Annotated in this window: 24 protein-coding genes and 1 tRNA gene; 13 read left to right on the forward strand and 12 right to left on the reverse strand. The window is 64.6% G+C overall.

Annotated features, from left to right (window positions below; genetic code table 11):
- Positions 1-461 precede the first annotated feature (461 nt).
- Positions 462-1616: an HPP family protein gene (locus CAG18_RS17250; RefSeq protein WP_061550533.1), complete on the forward strand. Its 1155-nt coding sequence runs from the start codon at positions 462-464 to the stop codon at positions 1614-1616.
- Here CAG18_RS17250 and CAG18_RS17255 read toward each other — a convergent pair.
- Positions 1590-2456, reverse strand: coding sequence for a LysR family transcriptional regulator (locus tag CAG18_RS17255; protein WP_015269725.1), 867 nt, complete (start codon positions 2454-2456; stop codon positions 1590-1592). The genes CAG18_RS17250 and CAG18_RS17255 overlap by 27 nt on opposite strands.
- Before the next feature lie 180 nt (positions 2457-2636).
- Between CAG18_RS17255 and CAG18_RS17260 the strand changes: the two genes are divergently transcribed.
- Positions 2637-4526: a propionyl-CoA synthetase gene (locus CAG18_RS17260; RefSeq protein WP_085721252.1), complete on the forward strand. Its 1890-nt coding sequence runs from the start codon at positions 2637-2639 to the stop codon at positions 4524-4526.
- A gap of 127 nt (positions 4527-4653) precedes the next feature.
- On the opposite strand, the gene zapE is transcribed toward CAG18_RS17260, so the two are convergent.
- Positions 4654-5724 carry a cell division protein ZapE gene (gene zapE / locus CAG18_RS17265; protein ID WP_015269727.1) on the reverse strand — a complete coding sequence of 357 codons (1071 nt, stop codon included), beginning with the start codon at positions 5722-5724 and terminating at the stop codon, positions 4654-4656.
- Between the two features lie 158 nt (positions 5725-5882).
- Between zapE and CAG18_RS17270 the strand changes: the two genes are divergently transcribed.
- Positions 5883-6308, forward strand: coding sequence for a DUF1810 domain-containing protein (locus CAG18_RS17270; RefSeq protein WP_003256418.1), 426 nt, complete (start codon positions 5883-5885; stop codon positions 6306-6308).
- Position 6309: 1 nt separating this feature from the next.
- Here the strand turns inward: CAG18_RS17270 and CAG18_RS17275 are convergent, their stop codons facing one another.
- Positions 6310-6552: a DUF465 domain-containing protein gene (locus tag CAG18_RS17275; protein ID WP_013971925.1), complete on the reverse strand. Its 243-nt coding sequence runs from the start codon at positions 6550-6552 to the stop codon at positions 6310-6312.
- Between the two features lie 260 nt (positions 6553-6812).
- On the opposite strand from CAG18_RS17275, the gene CAG18_RS17280 reads away from it, so the two are divergent.
- Positions 6813-6887, forward strand: a tRNA-Gln gene (locus CAG18_RS17280).
- A 93-nt stretch (positions 6888-6980) separates the two neighbouring features.
- Here CAG18_RS17280 and CAG18_RS17285 read toward each other — a convergent pair.
- The 3 genes from CAG18_RS17285 to CAG18_RS17295 are packed head-to-tail and all read right to left on the reverse strand — an operon-like array spanning position 6981 to position 12108.
- A complete protein-coding gene (locus CAG18_RS17285) occupies positions 6981-9368 on the reverse strand; it encodes a hybrid sensor histidine kinase/response regulator (RefSeq protein WP_085721253.1) in 2388 nt (795 codons plus the stop codon).
- 13 nt (positions 9369-9381) lie between these two features.
- A complete protein-coding gene (locus CAG18_RS17290; protein ID WP_054573130.1) occupies positions 9382-9843 on the reverse strand; it encodes a response regulator in 462 nt (153 codons plus the stop codon).
- Positions 9844-9858: 15 nt separating this feature from the next.
- On the reverse strand, positions 9859-12108 hold the full coding sequence (locus CAG18_RS17295; protein WP_085721254.1) for an ATP-binding protein: 2250 nt from the start codon (positions 12106-12108) through the stop codon (positions 9859-9861).
- Positions 12109-12369: 261 nt separating this feature from the next.
- Here CAG18_RS17295 and CAG18_RS17300 point away from each other — a divergent pair, with 261 nt between their 5' ends.
- The 7 genes from CAG18_RS17300 to CAG18_RS17330 all read left to right on the forward strand — a co-directional run bounded on the left by CAG18_RS17300 (position 12370) and on the right by CAG18_RS17330 (position 18698).
- Complete coding sequence (locus CAG18_RS17300) at positions 12370-12897, forward strand: spore coat U domain-containing protein (RefSeq protein ID WP_085721255.1); 528 nt, start codon at positions 12370-12372, stop codon at positions 12895-12897.
- A gap of 30 nt (positions 12898-12927) precedes the next feature.
- Positions 12928-13464: a spore coat U domain-containing protein gene (locus tag CAG18_RS17305; protein WP_054573132.1), complete on the forward strand. Its 537-nt coding sequence runs from the start codon at positions 12928-12930 to the stop codon at positions 13462-13464.
- Positions 13465-13482: 18 nt separating this feature from the next.
- A complete protein-coding gene (locus CAG18_RS17310) occupies positions 13483-14013 on the forward strand; it encodes a spore coat U domain-containing protein (protein ID WP_054573133.1) in 531 nt (176 codons plus the stop codon).
- A gap of 3 nt (positions 14014-14016) precedes the next feature.
- Positions 14017-14520, forward strand: coding sequence for a spore coat U domain-containing protein (locus CAG18_RS17315; protein ID WP_054573134.1), 504 nt, complete (start codon positions 14017-14019; stop codon positions 14518-14520).
- A gap of 39 nt (positions 14521-14559) precedes the next feature.
- A complete protein-coding gene (locus tag CAG18_RS17320; protein ID WP_015269735.1) occupies positions 14560-15336 on the forward strand; it encodes a molecular chaperone in 777 nt (258 codons plus the stop codon).
- A gap of 63 nt (positions 15337-15399) precedes the next feature.
- Positions 15400-17733: a fimbria/pilus outer membrane usher protein gene (locus CAG18_RS17325; RefSeq protein ID WP_256573381.1), complete on the forward strand. Its 2334-nt coding sequence runs from the start codon at positions 15400-15402 to the stop codon at positions 17731-17733.
- Positions 17730-18698 (forward strand): spore coat U domain-containing protein, encoded by a 969-nt coding sequence (locus CAG18_RS17330; RefSeq protein WP_085721256.1) that lies wholly within the window; start codon positions 17730-17732, stop codon positions 18696-18698. The genes CAG18_RS17325 and CAG18_RS17330 overlap by 4 nt, the downstream gene beginning before the upstream one ends.
- 151 nt (positions 18699-18849) lie before the next feature.
- Here the strand turns inward: CAG18_RS17330 and CAG18_RS17335 are convergent, their stop codons facing one another.
- The 5 genes from CAG18_RS17335 to CAG18_RS17355 form a co-directional block, all read right to left on the reverse strand.
- Positions 18850-19998, reverse strand: a complete 1149-nt coding sequence (locus CAG18_RS17335) for a M14-type cytosolic carboxypeptidase (RefSeq protein WP_015269738.1) — start codon at positions 19996-19998, stop codon at positions 18850-18852.
- Between the two features lie 109 nt (positions 19999-20107).
- Positions 20108-20881: a helix-turn-helix transcriptional regulator gene (locus CAG18_RS17340; RefSeq protein ID WP_085721257.1), complete on the reverse strand. Its 774-nt coding sequence runs from the start codon at positions 20879-20881 to the stop codon at positions 20108-20110.
- A 36-nt stretch (positions 20882-20917) separates the two neighbouring features.
- On the reverse strand, positions 20918-22150 hold the full coding sequence (locus CAG18_RS17345; protein ID WP_015269740.1) for an MFS transporter: 1233 nt from the start codon (positions 22148-22150) through the stop codon (positions 20918-20920).
- A 237-nt stretch (positions 22151-22387) separates the two neighbouring features.
- Positions 22388-22621 (reverse strand): hypothetical protein, encoded by a 234-nt coding sequence (locus CAG18_RS17350; RefSeq protein ID WP_085721258.1) that lies wholly within the window; start codon positions 22619-22621, stop codon positions 22388-22390.
- Positions 22611-23393, reverse strand: coding sequence for a VacJ family lipoprotein (locus CAG18_RS17355; protein ID WP_054572709.1), 783 nt, complete (start codon positions 23391-23393; stop codon positions 22611-22613). The genes CAG18_RS17350 and CAG18_RS17355 overlap by 11 nt, the downstream gene beginning before the upstream one ends.
- Before the next feature lie 168 nt (positions 23394-23561).
- Between CAG18_RS17355 and CAG18_RS17360 the strand changes: the two genes are divergently transcribed.
- Both CAG18_RS17360 and CAG18_RS17365 read left to right on the forward strand, forming a co-directional pair.
- Positions 23562-24272 (forward strand): response regulator, encoded by a 711-nt coding sequence (locus CAG18_RS17360; protein ID WP_054572708.1) that lies wholly within the window; start codon positions 23562-23564, stop codon positions 24270-24272.
- Positions 24269-25624 carry an ATP-binding protein gene (locus tag CAG18_RS17365; protein ID WP_085721259.1) on the forward strand — a complete coding sequence of 452 codons (1356 nt, stop codon included), beginning with the start codon at positions 24269-24271 and terminating at the stop codon, positions 25622-25624. Before CAG18_RS17360 ends, CAG18_RS17365 begins: the two co-directional genes overlap by 4 nt.
- On the opposite strand, the gene CAG18_RS17370 is transcribed toward CAG18_RS17365, so the two are convergent.
- Positions 25625-26089: a nuclear transport factor 2 family protein gene (locus tag CAG18_RS17370; RefSeq protein WP_085721260.1), complete on the reverse strand. Its 465-nt coding sequence runs from the start codon at positions 26087-26089 to the stop codon at positions 25625-25627.
- Positions 26090-26267 lie beyond the last annotated feature (178 nt).

The raw sequence follows: 26267 nt of genomic DNA on the forward strand, positions 1-26267 counted from the left end.
CTGACAAAGCCTGTCTGTTGCTTGTACCGGCCTCTTCGCAGCACAAGGCTGCTCCTACTAAAGGACGCGTCAGACGAGCGATATTTGTTCTCTGCGCGACAGCGCAGCCCAAAAGGGCTGGGTAATCTCCCACAGGGATCGCGCCAACTTTTAGAATTTGAGCAAGACAGTTGCTCCCGCGCCACCCGCATCGACCTCAAGCCATGTGCAGGACCCTGTGGGAGCCGACAAGCATGACCCCATGGGCCGTATCACCACTGCAAAAAAATTGCAGTACAGCCGCATTTTTTTGAATTAGCCCAATCTCACCCCACCCGGCAAAATTCCCCCACGAAACCCTGTGGTTTCCATCTCTCCACGGACGGAGCCCCTTGTGCTATTGCGACCGCAATACGAGGCCCAGGCCACCTCGGCTGGGCTTTCTTTTTAACCAGAAAAAACTACAGATTCCGATTACCTACATGCCTGCCTCGCGTTTCGAAAGTCGTTTGCAGCGGCTGTTGCCAGCGCCCCTGAATATTCCCCCCAAAGAATGGTTGCGTGCCGGTATCGGCGCGTTGTTCGGCCTTTTCCTCGCCGGCTGGCTGACCAGCATGGCCTACGGCCCCAGCATTGCCTTGCACCTGCTCGGCCCGCTGGCGGCTTCGGCCGTGCTGGTGTTCGCCGTGCACTCCGGCCCATTGGCCCAGCCCTGGCCTGTGCTGGGCAGCTACGCCTTGGCCGGTGCGGTCGGCCTGGCCATGCGCCAGGGCTTCGGCCCGCAGCTGTGGGTTGCCGCTGCAGCCCTGGGTATCTCGATTCTGGTGATGTGCCTGCTGCGCTGCCTGCACCCGCCAGGCGGCGGGGTGGCGGTGAGCGCGGTGCTGGCCGACCCCGGGCTTACCGCCATGGGCGACCACCTGCTGGAGCCGGTGCTACTCAACGCGTTGATCCTGGTAGCGGTGGCGATCCTCTACAACCGCCTCACCGGCGTGCGCTACCCGAAAGGCGCGGTGCCGCGCAAGGACCTGCACCACACCCATGACCCGCTGCCCAGCGAGCGGGTCGGCATCCGTGGGGAAGACCTGGACCAGGCTCTGGAAGAACTGGGCGAGTTCGTCGATGTCACCCGTGACGAACTGGAACGCATCATCCTGGCCACCGAGCAACACGCCCTGCAGCGCAGCCTCGGCGGCATCACCGCGGCCTCGGTGATGTCCCGCGACGTGCAGTTCGCCACGCCCGACACTACCCTGGAGCAGGCCTGGAAACTGCTGGCCAGCCACCACCTGAAAACCCTGCCGGTGCTGCAGCAGGGCAAGCTGGTGGGAGTAGTCAGCCTCAGCGATCTGGTCGGCCCGGCCATGCAGCGTGGCCGCTTCAGTTGGCGTGGGTTGTTCGGCCGCAAGACGGTGCGCATGGAGCAGGTGATGAGCCGCCGGGTAATCAGCGTCAGCAGCCAGCACCCGCTGGAGCGCTTGCTGCCACTGCTGTGCGAACAGGGCCTGCATTGCCTGCCGGTGCTCGATGCCGACCAGTTGGTGGGGGTGATCACCCAGACCGATCTGATCGCCGGCCTCAAGCGCCAGTTGCTCAGCGAGGCCGAGGCTTCAGATAAGCGGGTCCCAGCGTTGTGACCAGTCGCTGGCGCCGGCGGCCACCAGCCGGCGCAGGATGGCGAAGGCCTGTTGCAGGGCTTCGCTGTCGCGTTTACGCGGGTACACCAGGAAGGTCGGGTAGGTGAATTCCGGCGCCTGCGGTACTCGTTCGAACACCCCGCTGTCCAGATAGGCCTGCACTACCCGCGTGCGGAAGTAGCCACTGCCGCCCTGGTCGAGTATGAACTGCAAGGCCAGCGGGCCCAGGTTGAAGCTCAGCGCCGGGCGCGCGCAGTCGGGCAGGGCGGCATCGTGCTGGCGACGGAAGGCTTCTCCCCAGTCGATATAGATGTACGGGTCCGGCTGGTCGACGCGGCGCACACGGATCAGCTTCTCCTCCATCAACTGCTCCACCTGCAGGCCCGGGCCGTAGATCGGCTGGTAGACCAGCGCGGCATCCAGCAGGCCCATCTCGACCTTGCGCAGCAGCGATTCGCCGTCGCTCACCTCGCTGCGGATGGCATGGCTGGGCAGTTCGCGGTGCAGGGCACCGACCCAGTCGAGCAGCATCGGGTTGCCCAGGCTCACCTCACCGCCCACGTGCAGCACTTGCTGGCAGCCTTCGGGCAGCGGCAGGTCGCGGCGCGCCGCTTCCCAGGTTTGCACCATCTGGTTGGCGTAACTGACGAATGCCTCGCCGTCGCTGGTCAGGCTGGCGCCGTTGCGGCTGCGCACGAACAGCTGGCAGCCCAGTTGCTGCTCCAGGCGCTGCACCCGCGCGGTGATCGCCGTTTGTGACACGAACAGGCGTTCGGCGGCGGCGACCAGGCTGCCGCAACGCACGATTTCCAGAAAGGTACGGGCCTGATCGATGTCCATGAGCTGCTCGGTGGCTGAAGGGGTGGCCTATTCTAGAGGCTTTGCACCGTTATGGGGCGTTTTTGCGTTGTCTGCAAATTTGCAGGTCGGTTGTGACTTTAGTCCCATGGCGGCGCGGGTGTAGCGGTCCATACTCAAGTTTCGCCCTTCAATAACAACAAGTACCGGGTTTCTTTCGATATGAGCTACCAGCACAGCTACGCCCATTCCATTTCCGACCCTGCCGCTTTCTGGGCGGAGCAGGCCGCGCACCTGGCCTGGCACCGCAAGCCAGCCCTCACGCTGCAAGAAAATGCCGACGGTACCCACCGCTGGTTTGCCGATGGCCGCCTGAACAGCTGCTACCTGGCCCTCGATCACCAGATCGAGCAGGGCCGTGGCGCGCAGCTGGCGCTGATCTACGACTCGCCGGTGACCGGTGTGCAACAGGCCTACACCTACCACCAACTGCGTGACGAGGTGGCGCGCCTGGCCGGGTTGTTGCGCCAGCTGGGGGTGAACAAGGGCGATGGCGTGATCATCTACATGCCCATGGTGCCGCAGGCGGCCATGGCCATGCTGGCCTGCGCGCGGATTGGCGCAGTGCACTCGGTGGTGTTCGGTGGCTTTGCCGCCAACGAGCTGGCCTTGCGCATCGACGACGCCCGGCCGACGCTGCTGCTGACGGCGTCCTGCGGGCTGGAGTTCGACCGGGTAATCGAATACAAGCCGCTGGTCGATCGCGCCCTGCAACTGGCCCGCCACCAGCCGCGCAACGTGCTGGTGCTGCAGCGCCCGCAGGCGCGTGCCCAGCTGCAGCCAGGCCGCGACCTGGACTGGCAGGCGGCATTGGCCAAAGCCGAGCCGGTGCCACCGGTGGAACTGGATGCGGGTGATCCGCTGTACATCATGTACACCTCTGGCACCACCGGCAAACCCAAGGGCATCGTGCGTGAAAACGGCGGCAATGCCGTCGCGCTGTGCTACGCCATGCGCCATATCTACGGCATGCAGGCCGGCGATGTGTGGTGGGGCATATCCGACGTGGGCTGGGTGGTTGGCCATTCGCTGATCGTCTATGGGCCGCTGATGAGCGGCTGCACCACGGTGTTCTACGAAGGCAAGCCGATCCGCACCCCGGATGCCTCGGCCTACTGGCGGGTGGTTGAGCAATACAAGGTCAACGCATTGTTCTGCGCCCCTACGGCCATGCGCGCCATCCGCAAGGAAGACCCTGAGGGCGAGCTGATCCGCAAGCACGACCTGAGCTCGCTGCGCCAGCTGTTCCTGGCTGGCGAGAAACTGGATTCCAGCACCCACGAATGGCTGGAACGGGTCAGTGGCAAGCCGGTGCACGACCATTGGTGGCAGACCGAGACCGGCTGGCCGGTCACCGCGCCATGCGTAGGGCTGGAAGGCAGTGCGGCGAAGCCCGGGTCGAGCAACCGGGCGGTGCCGGGCTATCACGTGCGCGTGCTGGATGACGAGGGCAACCTGCTGGGGCCGAACCACCAGGGTTCGATCGTCATCGCCTTGCCATTGCCGCCCGGGTGCAGCCAGACGCTTTGGGGCGACCACGAGCGTTACCTGCAGGCTTACCTGCGGACTTACCCGGGGTATTACCACACGGGTGACGGTGGCTACCTGGACGATGACGGCTTCGTCTACATCATGGGGCGCACCGATGACGTGATCAACGTGTCCGGGCACCGGCTGTCCACCGGCGAGATGGAAGACCTGGTGGCACGCCACCCGGCAGTGGCCGAGTGCGCGGTGATTGGCGTGCATGACGAGATCAAGGGGCAGGTGCCGTTGGCGCTGGTGGTGCTCAAGGACGGCGAGGGCATTGCCGAGGCGCAGTTGCTGGTGGACCTGGTGGGCAGCGTGCGTGAGGAGATTGGCGCGTTGGCGTGTTTCAACCGGGTGCGGTTGGTGAAGCGACTGCCCAAGACCCGCTCCGGGAAGATTCTGCGGGCGGTGCTGCGCAAGATTGCCGACGGGCAGGACTATGTGCCGCCTTCGACCCTGGATGACCCGGCGGTGCTGGGGGAGATCGAGGCGGTGCTGGCGGATTTGCCCAGGGCTGGCTGAGGGTTTGACCTTGCTGGCCTCTTCGCGGGTAAACCCGCTCCTACAGGGATGTCACAGGCCTTGAGAACTGTGCAATACCTGTGGGAGCGGGCGTGCCCGCGAAGAGGCCGGCCCGGGCAAAGCAGTTCTAGGGTCCTACCTGATGCAGCTGGCCCAACCGGCTGCGCGTACGCATCAGGTCGGCAAGCGGCCCGCCCAGGCTTTCTTCCAGTGGCCGCTTGCCGATCACCAGCACCTGCCGGTCCTGGTCATACAGCACATCCACCAGGTTGACGAAGCGCTGCTGCGCCGCCAGGGAACATTCCGACAAGTCATCCAGCCCATCGATGATCCACTCATCGTATTGCCCGGCCAGCACCAGGTAGTCGATCACTGCCGTGGCCTTTTCGCACAGGTCGTCAAAGCCCAGCACCACCCGCCGGCCGTCCACCGCCAGTGCGCGCAGCGGGCGCTTGTTCACTTCCAGCATCACCGGCTGCGGCTCGGGCACATTCAGCGCCTGGCGCTGCGCTGCATTGCCCGGCCAGACATAGTGGCCCCGGGTAAAGCGCTGATGTTCGCGGTTGGCCGGCAGGCTGCGGAAATCGGTATCGCCACCCACTTCCAGCACTTCCATCGCGCTGTTGATCAGGCGGATCACCGGCAGGAAGCGCTCGTGGTACAGCGGGTTTGGCAGCAGCCCTTCGGGTGCATAGTTGGACGTCACCAGCAGGAATACGCCACGGCTGAACAACGCATTGAACAGCCGTGTGAGCAGCATGGCATCGCCAATGTCGTGCACATGGAATTCGTCGAAGCACAGCACCTGGCAATCACCCACCAGCTCGTCGAGGGTCGCGCCCAGTGCATCATCCAGCGCCCGGTGGCGGTGCATGCCCTGGTGCAGGCGGGCAAAGAAGTCATGGAAGTGCAGTCGCAGCTTGGCCTGCACCGGCACGGCTTGGAAAAAGCCGTCGAGCAGCCAACTCTTGCCACGGCCCACCGAACCGTACAGGTACAGGCTGCGTGGCTGGCCTTGTTCGAGCTGCGCCAGCTGTTCGGCCATGCAGTGGATTACCCGGCGTTGGCCGTCGCTGAGTTGGTAACCGCGGCTGTGCGCCTTGTCCTCGAACCAGCCGAGCAGTTCGCTCTGGTTGGCGGCGGCGCCGCGCAGGCGTTGGCCAAGCTGGCGTAGCGGGGTAGGGATCCAGGCAGGCAAAAGCAAAGCTCCTTGGGCGATGGCAGGGCAGGGTGCAGCTTGCCCGAGGGCGGCCATTTTGACTAATACAGAAAGTGCGCGGCAATCATCGCCTGACGAGATAGGTTCGCCATGCAGGCGTACAGTAAAGGCTGGAACCGGTGCGAGGAGGGGCGAGCATGCACGCCGACTTTGATCTGCAGCGCTTCGTAGAGGCGCAGAACCCTGTGTATGACCAGGTGATGCAAGAGCTGCAGGCCGGGCGCAAGCGCAGCCACTGGATGTGGTACGTGTTTCCGCAGCTCGATGGCCTGGGCCACAGCGCCATGGCCGAACGCTATGCGCTGGCCGGTATCGACGAAGCCCGTGCCTACCTGGCTCATCCGCTGCTCGGCCCGCGCCTGCAAGCGTGCGTGACTGCGCTGCTGCAGCACCATGACAAGAGTGCCCGTGAAATGCTCGGCAGCCCTGACTACCTCAAGCTGCGCTCGTGCCTGACCCTGTTCGCCCAGGCCGCGCCCGGCAACCCGTTGTTCCAGCTGGCGCTGGTGCAGTTCTACGACGGTGAGCCGGACGCCCTGACGCTGGCCATGTTGCAGGGTTAGTTCAGGCCTTTTGCTCCAGTTGGCGCTCGATCATGTACTTCACTGCCAGCCGACGTTCTTTCAGGCGGCGCAAGTCTTCATCCTCGAAGTTGCCCGCCGAAATCGACTCGGCGGCCAGCACCTGATTGTCGATGTCCATGTATTCGTCCAGCAGACGGTCCAGTGCCTTGTCCTGCTGTCGGCGCTGCTGGACGATTTCGCGCGGGTAGTGCAAGTCCTGGTAAAGATCGTGGGAGACAGGCATGGGGTCCTCCTTGGTCAATGCAGATGGTTCATCTGATTGGAAGGGAGGAATGCGATTGTGTTGAAGCCAAGCGGGCGGAAAGCGACGGATGGTCGCCTCGCCAACCGCGAAAATGACTAACTCGCTGTTTTTTGGTAATTTTTTTTCATCAGGGGGTTCACAGACCGAAAGTTTGTTGTTAAAGTGCCGCGCATTCCAAGACAACAACCCAGTTGTCACTCAGTTGGAATTGTCAGAGCAGCAGATGCTGCATCCGATACAGGGGCGTCGCCAAGCGGTAAGGCAGCAGGTTTTGATCCTGCCATGCGTTGGTTCGAATCCAGCCGCCCCTGCCATTTTCTTGCTTCAAACGTATCTCGGTCCGGTGCTTGGAAATACAAGCGCTGGGCTTTGTCGTTTCCACAGGTTTTGCCGAAGGCTCTGTTCGGTCACCTGGCCGTTCCAAGCATCTCGTTCAGCAAGCGGGCCAGTTCATCGGCCTGTACCGGCTTCTGGATCACCAGGCTGCCCGGCAACTCCAGTCCCTGCAACTCTGCATAACCGGTAAGAAGCACCACCGGCAGGTGCGGGTAGCGCTCGCGCGCCGCCAGGGCCAGTTGCGCACCGTTGAACTCGGGCATGGCGAAATCGCTCAGTAGCAGGTCGATCTGCTCATCCAGCAAGGCCAAAGCCTGTTCGCCACTGTGCGCCTGGCGTACCTGGTAGCCGTACTGGCGCAACACATCACCAAGCATGTCGCGTACCAGATGGTCGTCATCCACCAGCAGCACGGTGCGATTACAACCGCTTTCGCTAGTCGAGTGGCTGAGCAGCGACGGCATCGGTTCGTTGACGGCTTCACCCTTGACTGCCGGCAGATACACGGCCACCTGCGTACCACGCCCCGGCGTGGTGTCGATGCGCACGCCACCCCCGGACTGTTTGGCGAAGCCGAATACCTGGGCCAGGCCCAGGCCCGAACCCTTGCCGATATCCTTGGTGGTGAAGAACGGTTCGAACACCTTGGCCAACACCTCTTCGCTCATGCCGCAGCCGGTATCGCGGATACTCAGCATCACGTACTCGCCAGGGTCCGGGTCTTCCGGGCGCTGTGGACGTGCGTCGATCCGGGTGTTGCGGGTCGACAGCGTCAGCTGGCCACCGTCGGGCATGGCATCGCGGGCATTGATCGCCAGGTTGAGAATGATCATTTCGGTCTGGGTCGGGTCGGTCAGGGCCTGCCACAAGGTTGGTTCCAGGTCCAGGCGCACCGAGACATTGCCGCCCAAGGTGCGGCGCAGCAACTCTTCCAGCCCGGCCAGGGTGCGGTTGAGGTTCAGCGCCACCGGCTCCAGGCGCTGGCGGCGGGAGAAAGCCAGCAACTGCGAGGTCAGCTTGGCGCCGCGCTCGCCGGCTTCGCGGATGTGCTTGAGCCGCGCACTGGCCTTTTCCAGGTCGGCTTTGGCCAGGTCGCGCTCAAGGAAGCTGGCGCCGGTGAGGATTACCGTCAGCAGGTTGTTGAAGTCGTGAGCCACACCGGCGGTAAGCTGGCCGACCGCTTCCAGGCGTTGCATCTGCTGCAGCGCGGCCTCGATGCGTTCGCGTTCGGCGATCTGCTCGCGCAGGCGGGCGTTGGCTTCGGCCAGGCCCAGGGCGGCTTCGCGCTCGCTGGTGATGTCGCGTGCCACCACGTACAGCAGGGTGTCTTCCGGCACCACCACCCAAGACAACCAGCGCTGCTGACCACCGGCATCCAGGATACGCCCGACAAAGCGGGCGCTGGTGCGACCATGGGCGAGGGCGGCCAGTTCGGTGAGCATCAGTTCCTGGTCATGCTCGGGCAGCAGGTGCAGCAAGGACGACTGGCTCAGACGTTCGCGGGACAAGCCCAGGCTGGCTTCCCAGGCGGGGTTCAGCGCGACTGGGGTCAGGTCCTTGTTGAGCACGGCCAGCAAGTCTTGCGACAGCTCCCAGGCACGGTCGCGTTCGCGGGTGCGGCGCTCGACCCTTTCCCCCAGCATTTCGTTGAGCTGGCGCAGTGCCTGGGTGGCCAGGCGTTGGGTGTGGATGTCCTGCAACACCCCGGAAAAGCGCACGCACTGGTCGTTGACGAACCGGCTCTGGCCGCTGCTGAGCAACCAGCGCGGTTCCAGGCCGTCGGGTTGGGCGATGCGGAATTCGACCCGATACAGGCCGCCACCTTCCGGGCACATGGCCTGTTCCACCGCCTCGCGCACCTGCGGCAGGTCGTCGGGGTAGATGCCGGCATAAAACACCTCGAGGCTCATTTCAGTATCGATGGGTAGACCGAACAGGGTCTTGCAGCGGTCATCCCACAACAACAGGCCTTCCTGCGGGCGCATGTCCCATGTGCCCATGCCGGCAGCGTCGATGGCAATGCGTGCACGTGCCTCGACGTCTGCCAGGGCCTCTTCGGCGCGGCGCCGGCGCTGGCGCTCCTGCACTTCGGTCAGGGCCCGGCGCACGGCCTTGGGCAGCAGAGGCAGGTTCTTCTTCAGCACATAGTCGGTGGCGCCCAGGCGGATCATTTCCACCGCATGTTCTTCGCCATAGATACCAGACAGGAAAATGAACGGAATGTCGGGTGCCAGGCGCTGGGCGATGGCCAGCACATCGGTGCCGGACGAGCCCGGCAGCACGCAGTCGCACAAGATCAGGTCGTAGTGGGCCTCGCTCAGGGCTTGCTCGACACCGGCATGGTCGAACACCAGCTGCGCCTGCACCTGCAACCCGCTGCGTTCCAGGCGCATCAGGGTCAGCTCGGCGTCCATCGAGTTGTCTTCGACCATCAGCAGTTTCAGCGGCGTTGGCTGCATCGTCGCGGGCACCTCAGATGCTGCCACGCCGGTTCAGGCGCAGCGAGCCGGGCGGTGGTTCGTTGAGTACCGCCCAGAATATCCCCAGGTCGGAAATGGCGGCGACGAATTCCTTGAACTCCACCGGCTTGACCACGTACGCGTTCACCCCCAGCTCGTACGCGCGCAGCAGGTCGGGCTCCTCGCGCGAGGACGTCAGCATCACCGTCGGGATACTGCGCAGCTCGGCGGTGGCGCGCACTTCCTTCAGCACCTCCAGGCCGTCGACCTTTGGCAGTTTCAGGTCCAGCAGCAACACGGCGGGGTTGCCATCGTCACGTTCGGCATAGGCATTGCGCCGAAGCAGGTAGTCGAGTGCCTCGGCACCGTCACGCAGCACGATGACCTCGTTGGCCAACTGGCTGCGCTCCAGCGCCAGGAGCGTCAGCTCCAGGTCCCGTGGGTTGTCTTCGACCAGCAGGATGGGTTTGAGCATGATGGTAGCGGTGCCTCAGGTAGTTGCGGGATGGCGCGGGAGGGTGAAGTGGAAGGTTGCACCCTGGCCAACCTTGCCATGGGCCCAGACCCGGCCGTCATGGCGTTCGATGATGCGACGCACGCTGGCCAGGCCGATCCCGGTGCCTTCGAAGTCTTCCATGCGGTGCAGGCGCTGGAACACGCCGAACAGTTTGTTGGCGTAGGCCATGTCGAAGCCCACGCCGTTGTCGCGAATGCAGATCTCGGTTTCGCCCGGGTGTTGCACGGCGCTGATGCCGATGCGCGCCGGGGTGCGCCCACGTGTGTATTTGATGGCGTTGGCCAGCAGGTTGTGCAAGGCCATGTTGATGAACGCCGGGTCACCGACCACCTTGGGCAACTGGGCGATGTCCCAGACAATTTCGCGGCTTTCGTAGTCGGGCGCCAGCTCGCTGCGAATGGCCTCGACCAAGGCGTTGAGGTCGACCTCGGACAGGCGCAGGGCCGAGCGGCCCATTTGCGAGAAGTTGAGCAGGTTGTCGACCAGGCTTCCGGCAAAATGCGCGGCTTCCTCGATGTGCTGCAAAAAACGCCTGCCGCGCTCGCTGAGGCTCTGGCCCTCGATTTCGCCGAGCAGTTCGGAGTAGCCGGCAATATGGCGCAGGGGGGCGCGCAGGTCATGGGACACGCTGTAGGAAAACGCTTCGAGCTCCTTGTTCGAGCGGCGCAGCTCCCCAGCCAGCTGCGCCAGTTCCTCGGCCTTGCGCAGGACAATGCCGAGCACTGCCGTGCGCAGCTCCTGCACGCCTTCGATGACCAGCGGGTGCCAGGGTTCACAGTAGCCGCGCAGTTTTTCCTGCCAGCTTTCGAAACTGTGCCGCGGGTCGAGGTTGCCCTGCGGCCCGACCTGTTTGTTCGGCTGCCCGGCCCAGTTCACCGTGCGCACCTGCTCGGGACGGAACCACAGCAGGTAGTGCGAGTGGATCTGCGAAATGGCCACTGCCAGCACACCGCCTGCATGGGCCGCGAGCTCGGGCAGTTCATCGATGTCGCGGCACAGGTTGTCGCTGTGGAACACGCTGTCTTCGCCACGCTGGGAGAGCCAGTGCACCAGGGCGTTTACCTGCGCGGCTGGAGGGGTCTTGCCGATCAGGTCGCAACGTTCGGCGGATATGACCGCGGCACCTTGGGCGCCGGCGAAGGCCAGCAGTACTTCGGGCAAGTCGCGCAGGCCGTCGCCGACACTGTCATGGTCGGCCATGGACGAGATCATGCGCACGATGTGCTGGCGCAGCTCCAGCAACTGGCGAGTGTTGGCGTGGGACTCGCGCGACTCGATCTGCAGCGACAGCACACTGGCCAGCAGTTCGCAGGCGGTACGGGTGCGCAGGTCCACCGGGCGTGGCTGTTCGTGGTGACAGGACACCAGCCCCCAGAGTTGCCCGTCGACCACGATCGACAGCGACATCGATGCCAGGGTACCCATGTTGCGCATGTACTGCAGGTGCACTGGCGACACGCTGCGCAGCGCGGCAAAGCTCAGGTCCAGCGGCTTGCCGGTGCGTGGGTTGGCAGCGGGCAGCAACGGCGAGGCCTGGTAGTTGGCATCCTCGATCACGCGGATGCGGTTGATTCGGTACAGCTCGCGCGCCTGGCGCGGTATGTCCGAAGCGGGGAAACACAGGCCCAGGTAGCTCGGGTAGCCCGGGTCGGCCACCTCGGCCAACACCTGGCCGTTGCCTTCGGCATCGAAGCGATAGGCCTTGACCCGGCCAAAGCCGGTGATGCGCTTGAGCTGCAGCACTGCTTGCTGCAGCAGTTCCTCGAGGCTGCCGGCCTGGTGCAGGCGGCCCACGAAGCTGCGCACCAGCGGGTAGTAGTCGCCTTGCCCGACAAGATCGGCCGGCAGGCGAGGGGGTTCGAATTCGGCGATCAGCACCTGGTCGTGACGATGGACCAGCAGGTGCAGGTTGCCACGATATGGAGCGACCTGGCGCAGGTGCACATCGCTGATGTGGAACGGAAAGACCTCGTCCTGCGGCAGGCGGGCCAGGTGCAGGCGCAAGTCGAAGGCACCGCTGACCAGTTCGGCGAACTCGCGACCTATCAGTTCACTGGCCGGTATGCCCAGCCAATGCTCGACATTTTCACTGGCCTGGAGTACCCGCATGTCGGTTTCGTCCAGCACCAGCAGAAAACCGTGGGGCTGGATGCTGCCAGGTAGCTGGATCGGCTCCTGGGCGCAGCGCTCGAGGGCTTGGGTGAGCGTGCTGTCTGCAATCATCTATGAAAACGCTCCTGTCGTGTCCTTCCATGCATGCCGCATGAGTCTAGGCAGGATGAAAGGGATACACCCTAACAGAATATCGGTCCGGATAACGGCCTTTGGCCATTTGAGGAGAATGTCGGCGATGCGTTCTGTGTTGTGCGGCTTTTTTTTAGTGGTAGCGCTTTTTGGCTAATACAAAAAAATGGCTCGATGCCAGCATCGTGATGCCACCTCGCTGCTACGCTCAAGGCAGCAGATATCGACAAGGATAATAAGGTGAAGGAGCGCTACCTGGCCGCCCTGTTGGGCCTTATGTTGAGCAGCAGCGCCATGGCGGCGGACTTCCTGGTGGAGGTACGGGTGCTGGTGCAGCGTGGCTGCATGCTGGTCAACCAGCCCCGCGATGCCGGGGCACAGGCGCTTGGGCGCATCGACCTGGGCGCTACTGCACGGCTGGATGGCCCTGGCGCGCCGCTCACCGGCGCGCTGTTGAGCCAGCGCCCGCCACGCCTGGAATGCAATCCCCACACCCCCTATCAGGTCCGCGTCGATGGTGGGCAGCATGGCGGCGTCGGCGAGTTGCGCTTTCTGGCCAGTGACGATGACACGGCCCGGCTCATCCCGTATCGCCTCTACCGCGACGCTGCCTGGCGCGAGCCGCTGGCGGTGAATGTGGCGCACTCGGCGCGGGTGCCGGACAGCGGCTCGGTCGAGCTGCCGTTGTACGCACGGATCGACAAGCTGGCCTGGGTACCGCCTGCAGGCCTGTACGCCGATCTGCTCAAAGTCACGGTCACCTGGTAGGGATGCAACCATGCTCAAGGACGCGACGCCATGAACCGCACCTCGATCCTGCTGCTTTCCCTGGGCCCGTTGCTGGTGCCCGGTGGAGCCGCGCATGGCACCAGCACCGGTTTCATCCAGGCGCGGCTGGTGATCAGCACCGCTTGCCAGATCAGCAGCAACGAGACGCAACCGGCAACGGTGGGTAACCCCGGCGTGATGGACTTCGGCGAGCGCGGACCGAACTGGGACCAGCCGCTGCGCAGCCGGGTTGATGATGTGAGCGGCGAAGGCAGCCTGCAGATCAGTTGTACGCCCGAGGTGCGGGCGTTCAACGTGCGCATCAACGGCGGCCTGAATGGCAGTGACGGCATACGGCGGCTGAGCAACGGCCGCGAGCTGATCCCCTACCAACTAGCGATCGACCCAGGTGGTAACAGCCGCTACGGCATCGGCCAGGCGCGTGCCTTCACCATCAGCAGTACCCGGCAGATCCCGATCCCCATCTACGGTGTGGTAATGGCGCAACCGCGTGCGCTGCCAGCCGGCCTGTACCGTGACACCCTGAGGGTGACCCTGGACTGGTAACGACACAAGGAGACTTCGATGCGAACGAACCTTTCACGCTGCATCCTCGCCGGTCTGGGGCTGATGCTGACTTACCAGGCGCAGGCCGCCACCACCGGGACTATCGAGTCGACGCTGACCTTGACCGCAGCGTGTCAGGTCAACGGCAGCTCAGCCACATCGGGGACCGACTTCGGTACCTTGGACTTCGGCACTCACGATGCCTTGTTCAACACCGCCGACGGCCAGGTAATCGGCGGCGGCGGTGGGGCGATCAGCATTCTCTGTTCGGCTGGCACGGTACCAGTCATCCGCGTGGGTGCAGGTTCCCACGATGGCCAGTCGGCCGGGGGCAGCCGTGCGCTGGCGGATGGCGTCGGCAACTTCGTGCCGTACGACTTCTACACCGATGCCGGGCGTACGCAGGTGTTGGCCATCAACGGCACCATCACCTTGCCGCTCAGCAGTGGTGTGGCCCAGACCGTCAACCTTTATGGCCAGGCGCGCGGCAAGGTCGGCCTGCCGGCGGGGGAGTACACCGACACAGTGTCCGTCGAGCTGTCGTTCTGAACCATGCGCAGCTGGCTGGCGGGCGGCCTGAGCGGCCTCGGCGTGCTGCTGGCCGCGCCTCTGGATGCGGCGACCACCAGCAGCTTCCAGGTGACGGCGCAGATCGTCGCCGGGTGCCTGGTGGTGGGCGGCGTGACCAGCTACGGGACGCTCGACTACGGCTCGCAGTCGGCACTGGCCACCGGAACTCTCGGCACCTCGTTGGGCGGTACCACGGTGACCTTCCAGTGCACCCCGGGCGTGGCCTTGAGCATGAGCGTGGATGGCGGGCAGAACAGTGCCAGTGGCACACGCAACCTCAAACGCACGGGCGGCACGCAGGTGCTGGCCTACCAGTTGTACCGGGACGCGGCATACAGCCAGAGCCTGGGGATCGGCCAGAGCGTGGCCGTGGGCTATACCGACCCGACGGCGATCAAGCTGCCGGTGTACGGGCGGGTTCAGCTGACCGGCACGATGCCGGCGGGGACTTACACCGATGTGGTGCAAGTGACGGTGACCTGGTGAATGCATCGGCACCAATGACCAGTATCCAAGGAGAGCTTCATGGGGGCAGGCGCGAAGTGGGCGCGAGGATTGATCGGGGTATCGTGGCTGGCGAGCCTGCCAGCCTGGGCGGCCACCTCGGTGCTGATCTGGCCGATCGACCCGGTGTTGGAGGCTGACCAGAAGGCTGGCGCACTGTGGCTGGAAAACCGCGGAACCGCACCGGCCAACCTGCAGGTGCGGGTGTTCGCCTGGCGCCAAGGTGATTACCAGGAACAGTATCAGGCACAGCGTGAGATCATTGGCAGCCCGCCGGTGGCCAACGTCGCCCCCGGGCAGAAGCAATTGATCCGCCTGACCCGCACCGGCCCCTCGCCAGTCGGCCAGGAGCAGGCCTACCGCATCATCATCGACGAAATCCCGCCCGCCATCCCGGTCGACAAGGCCGAGCCCGGCACCACCGCGGCGATCCGCCTGCAGATGCGCTACTCGGTACCCCTGTTCGTATACGGCGAAGGCCTGTGGGGCAAGGCAGGCCCTGAGGGCAAGCGCAATGCCGAGGGCGTCGGCAAGCCGCAACTCAGCTGGCGCGCGGTGACCGTGCAGGGCAAGCCGTACGTGGAACTGCGCAACACCGGCCCGGTGCATGCACGCCTGACTGATGTGGTGGTGCAGCAGGGCAGCCAGAGCAAACCACTGGCCGATGGCTTGCTGGGTTATGTGCTGCCGGGGGCCAGCATGCGCTGGCCGGCACCGCTAACACCGAGTGCCGGCAGTGTGCTGAAGGGGAGGGTAAACGGCCAGAGCAGCGCGGACGCCATCCGCCAAAGCCAATGAGCCTGCGCCTGAATGCCGCGCAGAGGCCGTGGAGAACCCGGCAATGGTTGGAAACCATGTGTGATGTGGCTGACCCACCGTTGGTGCCTGGGGCTTGCCCTGGTCGGCCCTGGCCTGGTGCTGGCCGACGACCTGCCGCCACCACCTACGGAGATGTCCGCTATCGCCGATGCCACGTTGTACCTCGAGTTGCTGGTGAACCAGGTGCCCAGGGCTGAGCTGGTACCGGTGCAGCAGCGCGCCGGGCAGTTGTACCTGGACAGCGAGGTGTTGCGGGCGGCCGGCGTCTCGCTGCCAGGCAACCCGCAGGGCGAGGTGGCCCTGGAGGCCATCGTGGGGATGCATGCCGACTACGACAGCCAGAACCAGCGCCTGCTGCTGCAAGTGCCGCCGGCCTGGCTGCCCGACCAGCAACTGGGCGACCGCAACCTGTACCCGGCCAGCGATGCGCGCAGCAGTTTCGGCGCCTTGTTCAACTACGACCTGTACCTGAACGACACCGATGACGGCGGCAGCTACCTGGCGGCCTGGAACGAACTGCGTCTGTTCGACAGCTGGGGTACGTTCTCCAGCACCGGGCAATGGCGCCAGTCGTTCAATGGTGCGCCGACCGACGACACGCGCCAGGGCTTCTTGCGCTACGACACTACCTGGCGTTTCACCGACGAGCAGCGCCTGCTGACCTACGAAGCCGGTGACCTGGTGACCGGGGCCTTGCCCTGGACCAGCTCGGTGCGGGTCGGTGGCCTGCAGTTGTCGCGCGATTTCGCTGTACGCCCCGACCTGGTCACCTATCCGCTGCCGGCGTTCTCCGGTGAAGCGACGGTACCGACCTCGCTGGACCTGTTCATCAATGGCTACAAGTCCAGCACCAGCGAATTGCAGCCGGGCCCCTACACGTTGACCAACGTGCCGTTCATCAACGGTGCCGGGGAGGCGGTGGTGGTCACCACCGATGCCCTTGGCCGGCAGGTGTCGACCACCTTGCCGTTCTACGTCACCAGCAGCCTGCTGCAGCAGGGCCTGGCGGATTATTCGGTAGCGGCCGGCAGCCTGCGGCGTGACTACGGGGTGCGCGATTTTGCCTACGGCCCCGGGGTTGCTTCGGCCAGCCTGCGCTACGGGGTCAGCGACGTCTTCACCCTGGAGACCCATGCCGAAAGCGCCGAATCGCTGATGCTGGGAGGCCTGGGTGGCAACATGCGGCTGGGCAACTTCGGTGTGCTCAATGCGGCGCTGGCGCAGAGCCGGCTCGACGGCGACAAGGGCCACCAGGTCGCCCTCGGCTACCAGTACAATAGCCAGCGCATCGGCTTCAGCTACCAGCGCCTGCAACGCCATGGCGACTATGCCGACCTGACCCGGGTCGACAGCCGGGACATACAGCTGAGCCAGCGCAGCGAACAGGTCACGCTGAGCCTGAACCTGAACGAATACGGCAACATCGGCGCCGGCTATTTCGATGTGCGCGCCGGCGACGGCACACGTACCCGGCTGATCAACCTGAGCTACAGCAGGCCGCTGTGGGGCAACAGCAGCGTTTATCTGTCGGCCAACCGTGAAGTGGGGGACAGCCAGTGGGCAGTGCAGGCGCAACTGGTGATCCCGTTCGACCTGCACGGCACCCTGGCCCTGGGCATGGAGCGCAGCCAGCAAGGCGAAACCCTGCAGCGGGTCAACTACAGCCGCGCGACGCCGGTGGGGGGCGGTGTCGGTTACAACCTGGGCTACGCCGCCGGTAGCGAGCGCGATGCCTACCGCCAGGCCGATGTCACCTGGCGCCTGCAGTCGGTGCAGTTGCAGGCCGGTTTGTATGGCAGCAGTGGAGAGATGACCCGCTGGGCCGACGCCAGTGGCTCGCTGGTTTGGATGGATGCCGGGCTGTTCGCTGCCAACCGTATCGACGATGCCTTCGTGTTAGTCAGCACCAGTGGTTACGCCGACGTGCCGGTGCGCTATGAAAACCAGGAGGTCGGCCGTACCGATGCCGATGGTCACCTGCTGGTGCCGTACAGCAGCGGTTACTACCGCGGCAAGTACGAGATCGACCCCATGGGCTTGCCGCCGGACATCCTCGCGCCGGAAGTGGAACAGCGGGTGGCGGTGCGCCGAGGCAGCGGCTACTTGCTGGAGTTCCCGCTCAGGCGCGTGCTGGCGGCCAGCGTCGAACTGGTGGACGCCGAACAGCAGGTACTCAAGCTGGGCAGCCGTGTCACCCATGCAGAAAGTGGCAGCCAGGCGGTGGTCGGTTGGGATGGCCTGGTTTATCTGGAGAACCTGACGCCGCATAACCGACTGCTGGTTGAGTTGCAGGGGGGCGGGCATTGCCAGGTGGCGTTCGACCTGCCTGAGTCGCAAGGCTCGATCCCGTTGATTGGCCCGTTGGTGTGCAAGTGAAGGCCTGCTGGCGTGGTTTGTGGGCATGCGCCTTGTTGTTGTGGGCGGGCTCGGCCTGGGCCAAGTGCACGTCAGTGTTGACTGCGCCGGCGGCGTTTGGTTCGCTCAACTCGACTCTGGTACGTGGCACGGTCCAGACAGCTTCCAGCACCAACTCTGGCCTGCAGTGCAACGGTTCGGTGATCAGCGTGCTCAGTAGCACCGACTCCTTCAAGATCAAGATCACCTCCACCACCAGCGGCCTGGTAGGGCCTACCGGGGATGTGATCCCCTACACGCTCTATGCCGACGCCACAACCAACTATCCGATCACCCGTGGCACCCCCTTCGAATTCAGGACCACCGGCATCCTCGACTTGCTCGGGTTGCTCAACGGTACACCGAAGAACGTGCCCATCTACATGCGCACGCAGGTGGGCAGCAACGTATCGGCGGGGCTATATCAGGAACTCCTCGATGTCGAGTGGACCTGGGACTATTGCGACGGGATTGGTGTTGGCGGGCTTTGCATAGGGCGAGACCAGGGCTCCGGTACCAGGACCCTGCTGGTAAGCATGACGGTGACCAACGACTGCCAGATCACCACGCCCAGCATCAACTTCGCCAGCGCGCCGGTGGTGGCGGGGTTCGGCACGGTGAGCCAGAGCCTGAGCGTGTCGTGCACCAAGGGCAGCAACTACACTGTGGGCCTGGATGACGGGCAGAACGTGGCCAATGGTCGACGGCGGATGAAGTCGGCGGCCAACAATTACCTGGCCTATGACATTTTCAAGAGCGCCGGGGCGGTGCGCTGGGGTTCGACAGGGGCTGCGCGACGGGCCAGTGCCGATGCCGATGTGAACCCTGGCACGGGGACCGGCACCGGTAGCCAGGTGTTCAACTACAACGCCAAGGTCTACACCGACCAGGCTACACCACCGGCTGCGACCTATACCGACAGCGTGATTCTGGATGTGCAGTTCTGAGCGCAGGATTGCTATCGGCCGAGGGACCTTGTGGGAGCGGGCGTGTCGAGGCGTCGAACCGCCGCGAACACCGGCGAAGCCGGTGCCATACACCGTATTGGATTCTTCGCGGGCACGCCCGCTCCCACAGGGGACGCGTCAGCCAGGGGCCTCAGCGCAAATCGCCAACCATCTTCGCCAAGGTCTCAAGCACCGCCCCGGCCAACGCCTTCGAACGTGCCCCCGACCACCCGGTGACGGCATCCGGCGCGTCGTCATGGTCCTTGAACGGCATTTCCAGGGTCAGTGACAGGCAGTCATGCGCCATCCCCACCGCATTGCAGGCCAGCGTCGTGTTGGCTTGCCCCGGTTCGTCGCGGGTATAGCCATGCACGGTCTGGAAGTCGCGGGTCAGGCTGCACAGGGTGCTGCGGAACTGCTCCTCCAGTTTGGCCAGACGCGGCGTGTAGCCCGGGTTGCCCTCGCAGGCCGCGGTGAACACATGGGGGATCTCTTCGTCGCCATGCACGTCGATGAACGCATCCACGCCGTGTTGCTTCATCTGTGCCTGGGCGAAGAAGACCTCGGGGCTGAGCTCGACGCTGGCGTCCTGCCAGGCACGGTTGAGGTCCTTGCCCTTGAAGTTGGTGCGCAGGTGGCCGAGGAAGGCACCGTCGGGGTTCATGTTGGGGATCAGGTACAGGTCGGCCTTGGCCAGCAACTGCCGGATCACCTCGTCGTTGGCCTGCAGGCGGTCGATCACGCCCTCCATGAACCATTCGGCCATGTGTTCGCCCGGATGTTGCTGGGCAATCAGCCACAGCTTGCGCTTGCCTGCGGCACCATCACCGGCACGCAGCAGGGGAATGTCGCGGCCCTGTACGCTGCGGCCACTGGCGAGCAATTCCACCCCCGGCAGTTGCCGTGCACGTTCGATCAGCTGGTTGTGACGAGCGCGCGGGTAGGGCTCGAAGTAGGCGAACCAGATGTGCGGCTGTTCGGCCTTTACCTCGAACGACAGCGCCGTGCCGTCGAACTGGCTGGGGACGCGGAACCAGGTTTGCTGGTCGTAGGAGGCCACGGCGTTGTAGCCGCTCCAGGCGTTCTTGTAGGAGGAACCGGAGGCATTGTCGAGGCTGAAGCGATGGACCTGGCCTGGCGTCAGCCCGCTGACCTTGAAGTGGAACCACTGGTAGTGGCCGCTGTGGGTGTCCGGGCGGATAGCCAGGTGCACCCGGGCCGGGTTGCTGGCATCCAGCACCTGAATGTTGCCGGAGTCGAAATCGCAGTCGATCTGCAGGGGGGACAGCGTCACTGTCATGTGCCGGGCTCCTTCTGGGGGCTTTGTTGTGAGGGTACTGTACACGGCTTGACAGGGTTGCTGTGCGAGATCAGGCGACGCGGGGGCGATCTCATATGTTTCCTACAGGCTATTTGAAGAACTGACTCGGCGTGATACCGAACTGGCGCTTGAACATGCTGGCGAAGGCACTGGGGCTGTCATACCCCAGCGTCCCCGCCACATCGATGATCCGCTCGCCCAGGGCGATCCGCTCCAGTGCCTGCATCAGCCGCGCCTGCTGGCGCCACTGGCCGAAGGTCATGCCGGTTTCCTTGCGGAACAGGCGCTGGATGGTCTTTTCGTCCACCCCCAGCTGCTGGCCCCAGTCGGCCACGGTGGCGTTATCGTCAGGCCGCTCGTGCAGCGCGGAGCAGATCGCCTGCAGGCGCTTGTCGCCGGGCTGCGACAGCTTCAGCGGCAAGGTCGGTAGCACGCAGATCTCGTCGAGGATCAGGCGCATCACCCGGGCTTCACGCGAGTCTTCGGCAAACGGCGCGGTAAAGCCTACGGAAGCCTTGATCAGCTCGCTGAGCAATGGCGAGATGCTGATCGCCTTGCTCTGCAGGGGCAACTGCACTGCCGCGTCGGCGCGCACGAACACACTGCGCATTTTCACATCGCCCACGCAGCGGATCGCGTGCACCTGGCCGCAGGGCATCCATACGCCGCGGCTGGGTGGCACGGTCCAGCGTTCGTTACCGGACTCGACGATCATCAGGCCTTTGGTGGCATAGATCAGTTGGTGTTTGGCATGGCTGTGGGGCTCGATGAACCAGTCGGTCGGGTAGTCCGTCGCACGGCTGCCCACCTCCCAGCTCCATTCATCCACCTCCACCAGCAATTCGTGCTGCGGCTTCAGCATTTCGACCTCTTGTACGGGCAGCCTGGCACGCCCACTTTAACAGCAGCGGCTGGGGCGGGCTTGCGAGCGGGTTGCCGGCAGCAGCGCGGTGGCCAGCCCCAGCAGCGGCAGGAACGAGATGATCTGGTACACCCACTCGATGCCATGCCGGTCGGCCAGTTCGCCAAGCCCGGCGGCGCCGATGCCGCTGATACCGAACATCAACCCGAACATCACCCCCGACACCATGCCGACCCGGCCCGGCACGGCCTCCTGGGCATACACCACCAGGGCGGCGAAGGCCGAGGACATCACCAGGCCGATGCCCACCGCCAGTACCGCCGTCCAGGCCAGGTTGGCGTAGGGCAGGGCGAGGGCGAATGGCGCCACGCCGAGGAACGAGACCCAGATCACCGCCTTGCGCCCGATACGGTCACCCACCGGGCCACCAGCGAAGGTGCCCAGGGCCACGGCCGCGAGGAACACGAACAGGTACAGCTGGCTGTGCTGCACGCTCAGGCCGAAATGCTCGATCAGGTAGAAGGTGAAATAGTTGGTGAACGAGGCGATGTAGACGAACTTGGCGAACATCAGCACGGCGATGACCGCCACGGCGCGCCACATGGCGCCACGCGACAGGCCGGGGGCCTGCTGGCCGGCGAAGGTCTTGAGCCGGGTCTGGCCGTGACGCACGGTCCAGCCGGTCACCCGCAGCAGCACGAATACCGCCAGCGCGGCCGCCAGCATGAACCAGGCGATGGCCGGCTGGCCGTGCGGAATGACGATGGCAGCGGTCAACAGCGGGCCGAGGGCCGAGCCGGTGTTGCCACCGACCTGGAAGGTCGATTGCGCGGTGCCAAAGCGCCCGCCGGAGGCCATCCTGGCCACTCGCGAGGCTTCGGGGTGGAAGGTCGCCGAGCCCACGCCGACCACCGCGGCGGCCACCAGCAGCATTTCATAGCTGCTGGCGAAGGCGAGCAGGGCGATGCCCACCAGCGTCACCAGCATGCCGGCCGGCAGCAGGTAGGGCTGCGGGCGCTTGTCGGTGTACAGGCCGACCCAGGGTTGCAGCAAGGACGCGGTCACCTGGTAGATGAGGGCGATCCAGCCGATCTGGGCAAAGCTGAGTGCGAAATCGCTCTTGAGCATCGGGTAGATGGACGGCAGCACGGCCTGGATCAGGTCGTTGAGCAGGTGGGCGAATGCCGCAGCGCCGACGATGCGGACCAGAAAGCCCTGGGGTTGGTCGGCAGGTGTGGTGGCGGCCATGGAGGCGGTGGAGGTCGTCATGGGCGATCTTCTTCTGGCGAAAGGGAACAAGGCATTTGCCGAAGAAGGGTAGCCAGTGCCCGGTTTGCCTGTCTCACGCCGAACAGGCAGCCACTGTCGCGTTTCGGACATATCCGTTGAGGCTGGGGCTTTATAGGGGCTGCTTTGCAGCCCTTCGCGGGCACGCCCGCTCCCACCGGAACCACGTATTCTGTGGGAGCGGGCGTGCCCGCGAAGGGCCGCAAAGCGGCCCCAATTTCACTGTCCCTGCCGCGCCACCCAGCGCAGCAATGCTGCAATCGGTACGCTGCGGTGAGCCTCGTGTCGGTAGGGCTTGCCCTCGGCGGTAAAGCGTTCGCGATAGCGGCTCAGCACCAGGCTCCGGCCATCGGCCGAAACCCGGGCCTCCAGTTCATGCAGCAACAGCGGTTGCCGGGCAGCGCCTTCCAGGCGCCTGAACAGCAGCATGGCGCCTTGGGCATCATTCTTCATGGGCACCCCCTGCGCAATCCACTGGCCAGGTGCCCGGCTCGCCGGCCTTGCCTTCTGCCACCCGGTTGCTGCGCCGCTGCGCGGTGTAGTCACGCATCGCAACGTAGTAGTCAGGCCAGGTGCGCAGCAGGTCGGTCAGTGGCAGTGCTTCGGCCCGTGCATCGACGATGCCGCCGGCCATGGCTACGTTGCCCATGGTTTCGACGGTATCGCTGTTGCCACCAAACGGGTCCAGTGCCAGGCCCAGCAGCGTGCCGGTGGCATCGCGCAGGTTGTGGGTGCCCAGCAGCGGCAGCTCGACGATGGGGCCAGAGGCGATGTTCCACACCCCGAAAGTCTGGCCAAAGTCCGAGCGATGCTGGCTCAGCCCCATCTTGCCAGACACGTCGACCAGCCCTGCCACACCCAGGGTGGTGTTGAAGATGAAGCGGGAGAGGCTGGTCATCGCCCGTTCGCCATTGCCCTGCAGCAGGTCGTTGACGAACACCTTCGGCTCACCGAAGTTGCTGGCAAAGTTGTGCATGCCCTGCCGGGCAAAACCAGGCAGCGCGGTGTAGCCCCGTGCGACGGGGGCCAGCAGATAGTCGTCGACCGTGCGGTTGAAGGCGAATACGGCGCGGTTGGCGGGCTCCGCCGGGTCACTGACCTGATAGGCGACATTGCCGCAGGCCGCCGTGGCTGGTGCACGTTGGCTGCAGCCTCCCGCCGCAAGCAGCGACAAGGCCAGCGCGGCTGAGCGCGCTGAGCGGGAGGCGGATGATGAACGGGACATAGATACATTCCTGGCAAGAACTGGCAGCGATGCTGCGCAGTTTTCTTTGCCTGGTAATGTCCGGATTGTCTCGGCGTCGACACTTTGTTTCCGGGTTGAAATATATGACGGCTACGTGGGGATGGCCTTAAAGTACGGCCTGATAACCTTGTTTTGCGGTGCTTTTTTGTGAGCCATTTGCTGATAGTCGACGATGATGTCGAGGTGCTCGACCTGCTGCAGAAGTTTCTCTGCCAGCATGGCTACGAGGTTGACGTGGCCAGGGATGGCAAGGCGCTGTGGCAGGCCGTCGAGCGGCGGGTGCCGGACCTGGTCATTCTGGATGTGATGCTGCCTGGCGACAGTGGCCTGGTGTTGTGCCAGCGCTTGCTGGCCGAGCACAAGGTGGCAGTGATCATGCTCACCGCCATGGGCGAGTTGAGTGACCGGGTGGTTGGCCTGGAGCTGGGGGCAGACGACTACCTGACGAAGCCGTTCGCCGCCCGTGAACTGCTGGCCCGGGTGAGGGCAGTGCTGCGCCGTGCCGGCGAAGCGGCCGGGAGCGTGGCGGGCCATGCCTGCGCGACCCTGGAGTTTGCCGGCTGGCGGCTGGATGTGGTGCGGCGCGAGCTGCGTTCGCCGGACAACGTCATGATCCCCTTGTCCAACGGTGAGTTCGAGCTGCTGCTGGTGTTCGCCGAACATCCGCGGCGGGTGCTCAGCCGCCAGCAGTTGCTGGACATGGCCCGTGGCGATGCCTACGACGCCTATGATCGCAGCATCGACGTCCAGGTCAGCCGGCTGCGCCGCAAGCTTGAAACCGACAACGGCAACGAGCCCTTGATCCGTACCCTGCGCAACGCCGGTTACCTGTTCACGCCCACGGTCGCGAAGCGATGAAGCTGCTCGCCAGGGTTCGCCAGGCCCTGCCACGGCCCAGGATCACCATTGCCCGCTGGATCGCGCTGACCACCCTGACGGCGATGCTGTTCCTGTTGCTGCTCAAGGGGCTGTTCAGCCTGTTGCTGAGTGTCTGGGCGCAGCCACCGCTGCTGGAGAGCGGGGTGATCGAGAAGGTTGCAGCGGTCACTCGCATCCTCGACGTCGCGCCCATGGCGCAGCGCGCCAACATCGCCAGTGCGGCGGGCGACGGCTCATACTCCGTGCGCTGGCTGCGCCGCCATGACGAAGCGGGCGTACCCGTGCTGGTCGATGCCGAGTTCAGCGAGGGCACGCCTATCCTGCGCGCATTGCTCAAGCGCCCGGATGCCAGGGTCGAGGCCTTCGCACCGTCCGACATGCCGGAGTACGCACCTGAACGTGGTTATGCGCTGATGATCGAGCTGACCGACAAGTCCTGGGTGCTGTTCCGTGCCACCAGCCGTAGCTGGGGCCTGGACGAACTGCCGCGCAACCTGATCATCCTCGGGCTGATGCTGGTTTCCAGCCTTGTCGTCGCGCTGCTGGCCACCCGCTACCTGGCCAAGCCGCTGGAACGCTTTGCCGAAGGTGCGCGGCGTTTTGGCAAGGACTTCAACGCCCCGCCCATTCCGGTGGTTGGCCCGCACGACCTGCGTCAGACCATTCTTGCGTTCAATGCCACCCAGGCGCAGCTCAAGCATTTTCTCAACGACCGCACCCAGATGCTCGCGGCCATCTCCCATGACCTGCGTGCACCGCTGACCCGCATGCGCTTGCGCGCCGAGTTCATCGACGATGCCCAGCTACAGGCCAAGTTGTTCAAGGACGTCGACGAGATGCAGGCGATGGTCGATGCGGCGTTGGGGTTCTTCCGTGATGACGTGCGGCTGGAACAGACGACCGTATTCGACCTCGGCGAATTGCTGCTGACCGTGGTGGACGACTTCAAGGATGCGGGGGTAGAGGTCGGCCTCAGCGGGCCGCGTCGCTGTGTGTATACGGGGCGGCCGGTGGGTATCAAGCGGGTGCTGGTCAACTTGATCGACAATGCAGCGAAATACGGCTGCGAGCCCACGGTGGTGTTGGCGGTAAACGCCAGGCAGATCGAGATTACCGTGCAGGATCGCGGGCCGGGCATCGCGCCGGAGCTGCACGAGCAGGTATTCGCGCCGTTCTACCGTATCGAAGGTTCACGCAACCGCAATACCGGTGGCGTGGGGCTGGGCCTGCCCGCAGCACGTGCCATCGTGCTGGAGCAGGGGGGCAGCATGTCCCTGGGCAACCGCCCGGGTGGCGGGCTGGAAGTCAGGATCATGCTGCCGCAGGGCTGATCAGAGCCCCAGTTCGCTGAGCCCGGGGTGATCATCCGGGCGCCGGCCCAGCGGCCAGTGGAACTTGCGCTCGGCTTCACTGATAGGGTGCTCGTTGATGCTCGAATGGCGGTTCTGCATCAACCCGTCCTCGGCAAACTCCCAGTTCTCGTTGCCATAAGCGCGGTACCACTGGCCACTGTCGTCGTGGTACTCGTAGGCATAGCGCACGGCAATGCGGTTGCCGGTGAAGGCCCAAAGCTCCTTGATCAGGCGGTACTCCAGTTCATGGTTCCATTTACGCGTCAGGAACGCCTCGACCTCGGCACGACCGCGCGGGAACTCGACGCGGTTGCGCCACACGGTGTCGATGGTATAGGCAAGCGCGACCTTGGCCGGGTCGCGGCTGTTCCAGCCATCCTCGGCCAGACGGACCTTTTCGATGGCGCTTTCGCGGGTGAAGGGCGGCAGGGGTGGGCGGGACATCGGGGTTCTCCTCAGTTCGATTGGCTGGTAGGAGAGTAGTAGCCGCTGGCTGAACAGAGAATGGGTGTGCCTGGCACATCATAATTGCAGTGCGTGGAACAATTGAGACCGCTCGAGATGGGGCAACTGTCTTGCTCAAATCTGAAAGCTTGCGCAATCCCTGTGGGAGCGGCCTTGT

The sequence above is a fragment of the Pseudomonas sp. B22(2017) genome, assembly GCF_002113105.1.
In the GTDB taxonomy this organism is placed as follows: Bacteria; Pseudomonadota; Gammaproteobacteria; order Pseudomonadales; family Pseudomonadaceae; genus Aquipseudomonas; species Aquipseudomonas asiatica.

What these genes read in the sequence shown, in the direction of transcription:
- CAG18_RS17290 (WP_054573130.1), bottom strand. Translation starts at nt 9,843, where the DNA reads ATGCTCAAACCCATCCTGCTGGTCGAAGACAACCCACGGGACCTGGAG.
- CAG18_RS17365 (WP_085721259.1), top strand. Translation starts at nt 24,269, where the DNA reads ATGAAGCTGCTCGCCAGGGTTCGCCAGGCCCTGCCACGGCCCAGGATC.
- CAG18_RS17350 (WP_085721258.1), bottom strand. Translation starts at nt 22,621, where the DNA reads ATGAAGAATGATGCCCAAGGCGCCATGCTGCTGTTCAGGCGCCTGGAA.
- CAG18_RS17295 (WP_085721254.1), bottom strand. Translation starts at nt 12,108, where the DNA reads ATGATTGCAGACAGCACGCTCACCCAAGCCCTCGAGCGCTGCGCCCAG.
- CAG18_RS17325 (WP_256573381.1), top strand. Translation starts at nt 15,400, where the DNA reads ATGTGGCTGACCCACCGTTGGTGCCTGGGGCTTGCCCTGGTCGGCCCT.
- CAG18_RS17355 (WP_054572709.1), bottom strand. Translation starts at nt 23,393, where the DNA reads ATGTCCCGTTCATCATCCGCCTCCCGCTCAGCGCGCTCAGCCGCGCTG.
- CAG18_RS17345 (WP_015269740.1), bottom strand. Translation starts at nt 22,150, where the DNA reads ATGACGACCTCCACCGCCTCCATGGCCGCCACCACACCTGCCGACCAA.
- CAG18_RS17310 (WP_054573133.1), top strand. Translation starts at nt 13,483, where the DNA reads ATGCGAACGAACCTTTCACGCTGCATCCTCGCCGGTCTGGGGCTGATG.
- CAG18_RS17340 (WP_085721257.1), bottom strand. Translation starts at nt 20,881, where the DNA reads ATGCTGAAGCCGCAGCACGAATTGCTGGTGGAGGTGGATGAATGGAGC.
- CAG18_RS17305 (WP_054573132.1), top strand. Translation starts at nt 12,928, where the DNA reads ATGAACCGCACCTCGATCCTGCTGCTTTCCCTGGGCCCGTTGCTGGTG.
- CAG18_RS17260 (WP_085721252.1), top strand. Translation starts at nt 2,637, where the DNA reads ATGAGCTACCAGCACAGCTACGCCCATTCCATTTCCGACCCTGCCGCT.
- CAG18_RS17370 (WP_085721260.1), bottom strand. Translation starts at nt 26,089, where the DNA reads ATGTCCCGCCCACCCCTGCCGCCCTTCACCCGCGAAAGCGCCATCGAA.
- CAG18_RS17250 (WP_061550533.1), top strand. Translation starts at nt 462, where the DNA reads ATGCCTGCCTCGCGTTTCGAAAGTCGTTTGCAGCGGCTGTTGCCAGCG.
- CAG18_RS17320 (WP_015269735.1), top strand. Translation starts at nt 14,560, where the DNA reads ATGGGGGCAGGCGCGAAGTGGGCGCGAGGATTGATCGGGGTATCGTGG.
- CAG18_RS17335 (WP_015269738.1), bottom strand. Translation starts at nt 19,998, where the DNA reads ATGACAGTGACGCTGTCCCCCCTGCAGATCGACTGCGATTTCGACTCC.
- CAG18_RS17285 (WP_085721253.1), bottom strand. Translation starts at nt 9,368, where the DNA reads ATGCAGCCAACGCCGCTGAAACTGCTGATGGTCGAAGACAACTCGATG.
- CAG18_RS17270 (WP_003256418.1), top strand. Translation starts at nt 5,883, where the DNA reads ATGCACGCCGACTTTGATCTGCAGCGCTTCGTAGAGGCGCAGAACCCT.
- CAG18_RS17255 (WP_015269725.1), bottom strand. Translation starts at nt 2,456, where the DNA reads ATGGACATCGATCAGGCCCGTACCTTTCTGGAAATCGTGCGTTGCGGC.
- CAG18_RS17315 (WP_054573134.1), top strand. Translation starts at nt 14,017, where the DNA reads ATGCGCAGCTGGCTGGCGGGCGGCCTGAGCGGCCTCGGCGTGCTGCTG.
- CAG18_RS17275 (WP_013971925.1), bottom strand. Translation starts at nt 6,552, where the DNA reads ATGCCTGTCTCCCACGATCTTTACCAGGACTTGCACTACCCGCGCGAA.